Origin of the sequence: Acinetobacter stercoris, from assembly GCF_900323515.1 — a bacterium.
In the GTDB taxonomy this organism is placed as follows: domain Bacteria; phylum Pseudomonadota; class Gammaproteobacteria; order Pseudomonadales; family Moraxellaceae; genus Acinetobacter; species Acinetobacter stercoris.
Genome location: NZ_OOGT01000275.1, coordinates 1 through 3,948, shown reverse-complemented (window position 1 = coordinate 3,948; position 3,948 = coordinate 1). Strand labels below are relative to the sequence as shown.

Here is a 3,948-nt window from a genome sequence, read left to right as displayed (position 1 = left end):
AGTATGATGTCTGCTTTAGTGAGTTCAAAATCATGCATTTTTTGTTTTTTAAGTTCTGGATACATCAGTGAATATGGATCATCACTATGAGACATTCCCAATGCATGACCGAGTTCATGAGCAATAGTAAGTCTTAAATCATCATCGGATTGAAATTGGTAAATATTAATTTCACTTCCATTAAAAATGCCTTTATGAAATGGGCGAGGTTGAAAGCGTTGATTAAAAGTCCCTACAGATTGATTATATTGATTTGAGACTTCATTGAGCTGGCTGATTTTTTGATTCAGGTTGGTCACTTTTTGATTGAATCCATCAATTTGCAATTCTAATTGATGCTGTTCTTGTTGTAGTGTAATTTTTTGCTGCTGAATTTTTTGTTTGAATGTTTGATTATACTGTTGAGGAGACTGGTTTATATCTTCAACTAACTGATTATATTGGTTTACTTTATCTTTGTATTGTGCTTTATATTGATCTAGTTCTTCCAGAGACTGATCTAACTCTTGTTTGATTTTTTCTAAACTTTCATGTTCAGCATCAGTATATTGTTTGATATTTTCCAGAACTTTTAATTCCTGCTGACGCGCATCAGATTCAGCTTGGCGTTCATCATAAACAAAGTTTATGCTAAGTTTAGCGTTTTCATCATAAGTAAATAATTCTTTATTTAAGCCTCTTTGCCAAATGCCGGCAGCTTCTTGAGCAATCTTTTTAGCTTTTTCCGAACTTAGGTTAAATCTTGGGTCGATTTCGCCAAGCGTATAGTGGATATTTGAATTGTGGGAAAATATCGTATCAGTGATCGAAGTTTGGTCCGAATGTGGTGGATACGTAAGCCTTACAGTAAAAGTAGCAATCAATAAAATCAGAAAAAGTGTAATCCAGAAGCGCATGGGTTTTATTTTAAAAATATTTATTCTTGATAATTTATATTATATTTTTAAAAGTACAATAAAAAAACCGTGCTTACGCACGGTCTTTTTTGATTAAGCTGACAAATTATTTTTTGTCATCTTTAACTTCTGTGAACTCTGCATCAACAACACCATCATCAGCTTTTTGTTGTTGACCAGCATCACCAGCAAATTGGTTTGGATCAAAACCTTGCGCACCGTCTTGACCTTGAGCTTGCTCATAAGCACGTTGAGTAATCGGCATCAAGATATTTTGAAGCGCTTCAGTTTTAGCTTTGATCGCATCAACGTCATTTTCTTTAGCAGTTGCTTCAAGTTCAGAAACAGCAGTTGAGATCGCAGTTTTTTCATCTTCAGTGACTTTGTCGCCAAGATCTTTAACTGCTTTATTTGAGCTTGCAACCAAGGCATCAGCTTCGTTACGTGCTTTTGCCAATTCTTCAAATTTGCGGTCTTCTTCAGCATTTGCTTCAGCATCTTTGATCATTGCTTCGATTTCTGCATCTGACAAACCTGAGTTTGCTTTGATCTGGATAGATTGCTCTTTACCAGTGCTTTTATCTTTTGCAGATACTTTCAAGATACCGTCGGCATTAATGTCGAATGATACTTCAATTTGTGGCACACCACGTGGAGCTGGTGGAATATCACCTAACTGGAAGTTACCCAACAATTTGTTTTGTTGAGCCATTTTACGTTCACCTTGGTAAACTGAAATGTCAACCGCAGGTTGATTGTCAGCTGCTGTAGAGAACACTTGTGATTTTTTCGCTGGAATAGTTGTGTTTTTCTCAATGATTGGAGTTAACACACCACCCATTGTTTCAATACCAAGAGTTAATGGTGTAACGTCAAGAAGCAATACGTCGTTTTTGTCGCCCGATAATACTGCACCTTGGATCGCAGCACCAATTGCTACAGCTTCATCTGGGTTCACGTCTTTACGCGGCTCTTTACCAAAGAATTCTTGCACTTTTTGTTGTACAAGTGGCATACGTGATTGACCACCAACCAAGATAACATCTGAAATTTCAGAAGTTGAAAGACCAGCATCTTTAAGCGCAATCTTACAAGGTTCAATAGTACGAGCAACAAGATCAGCAACCAAACCTTCCAATTTTGCACGAGTTACATTCATCACCAAGTGTTTAGGACCAGTTGCATCCGCAGTGATGTATGGAAGGTTAATTTCAGTCGAATTAGATGAAGAAAGCTCGATTTTTGCTTTTTCAGCGGCTTCTTTTAAACGTTGTAATGCAAGAGGATCTTGTTTCAAGTTGAAGTTTTGTTCTTTTTTGAACTCCTCAACCAAATAGTCGATCAATGCATTATCAAAGTCTTCACCACCAAGGAATGTATCACCATTTGTAGACAATACTTCGATTTGTTGATCACCGTCCAAATCAGCGATTTCAATGATTGATACGTCAAATGTACCACCACCCAGATCGTAAACAGCGACTTTACGATCACCTTCTTTTTTCTCTAAACCAAATGCCAATGCCGCAGCAGTCGGTTCGTTGATGATACGTTTAACATCAAGACCTGCAATTTTACCTGCATCTTTAGTTGCTTGACGTTGAGCATCATTGAAGTAAGCAGGAACAGTAATCACTGCTTCAGTTACTGTTTCACCAAGATAATCTTCTGCAGTTTTTTTCATTTTTTTCAAAACTTCAGCAGAGATTTGTTGAGGAGCAAGTTTCTTATCGTTTACTTCAACCCAAGCATCGCCATTGTCAGCTTTGATGATTTTAAATGGTGCAATCCCAATATCTTTTTGTACAGCCTGGTCTTCATATTTACGACCAATCAAACGTTTGATTGCATATAATGTATTTTTCGGGTTAGTCACTGCTTGACGTTTTGCTGACTGACCAACAAGGATTTCACCATCTTTATAAGCAACGATAGATGGGGTTGTACGCGCACCTTCAGCGTTTTCGATTACTTTAACTTTATCGCCTTCAAGTACAGCAACACATGAGTTTGTTGTACCTAAGTCAATACCGATAATTTTAGCCATTAATGAGTTCCTCTAAATTTTTTTGCAATTGTTTATGCTTGTTATCCGATATGAGAGCCGTTCAGGATTTTTCAAGTAATTTCTTTGAAAATATTTTTAAAACCCTCGAATTCTGAACCTTACTGACCAACCATGACCATAGCAGGGCGGAGCAAACGACCATTTAAGGTATAACCCTTTTGCAGAACATTACCTATTTCGTTTGGTTTAGCAGTAGGATCAATTCCAACAGCCTGATGCAGATCTGCATTAAAACCGCGTGTTGTATCTGCTTCGACCACACCAAATTTTTCTAAAGTTGTGAGCAAGGATTTCAAAGTTAGTTTCACACCTTCAAGAACGGGGCTTTCTTCGTTGCCGCCTGCTTGAATTGCACGTTCCAGGTTGTCTACAGAATCAAGTAATTCTTTGGCAAATTTTTCGATGACTGTATCTTTGTGTTTTTCAGATTCACGCTGTATACGTTCCACACTTTTTTGTGCTTCATACACAGCATTTGCTGTGCGTGCTTTTTCAAGTTTTAAGCTTTCTTCAAGTTTTTTGATTTGCTCTTGTAAATCTTCAACACTAACGTTAGCAGGCTCTACATCAGCTTGAGTTTGCTCATTTTGCTGTTCAGCTTGCTCTTGTTGGATGTCTTGAGCTTGCTCATTATGCTCATTAGCCATTGATGATCTCCGTTTAAATGGGTTTTTAAACATGTACAGTCCTACTATTTCATCAGTTGTGATCACTGAGCAAATACATAAACTGCCATGATCGTTTAATTCATTAATAATGAAAGAGGTATGGGCTTGCTTGGAAAATTCAAGCGTTGCTTGCAATTATTTAAAAGAAATAGCCTTATTTTTAACTTTTTAATGGAAATTATGCCGCATAAAAGCGAGAACCAGATCTAATAATTGAATATATCAACCTATTTAACTAAATATTTAGACTTAAAAGTGATCAAGATAAGAGATATAAAGTCTTTTACAAAGTTTATTGCTGTAATTAACATTATAG

3 protein-coding genes are annotated in these 3,948 nt (G+C 36.8%); all 3 read right to left on the bottom strand.

What is annotated here, in order from left to right:
• On the bottom strand, window positions 1–896 hold an 896-nt coding region (locus KPC_RS18330; RefSeq protein WP_121975769.1), incomplete at its 3' end, for a matrixin family metalloprotease.
• Window positions 897–1,002: 106 nt separating this feature from the next.
• On the bottom strand, window positions 1,003–2,943 hold the full coding sequence (gene dnaK / locus KPC_RS18325; RefSeq protein WP_121975768.1) for a molecular chaperone DnaK: 1,941 nt from the start codon (window positions 2,941–2,943) through the stop codon (window positions 1,003–1,005).
• 119 nt (window positions 2,944–3,062) lie between these two features.
• Entirely contained in the window at window positions 3,063–3,611 is a 549-nt protein-coding gene (grpE, locus tag KPC_RS18320; protein WP_121975767.1) for a nucleotide exchange factor GrpE, read from the bottom strand.
• Window positions 3,612–3,948 lie beyond the last annotated feature (337 nt).

Excerpts from the sequence above, each read along its gene's own strand:
- grpE (WP_121975767.1), bottom strand. The coding sequence starts at position 3,611 with ATGGCTAATGAGCATAATGAGCAAGCTCAAGACATCCAACAAGAGCAA.
- dnaK (WP_121975768.1), bottom strand. The coding sequence starts at position 2,943 with ATGGCTAAAATTATCGGTATTGACTTAGGTACAACAAACTCATGTGTT.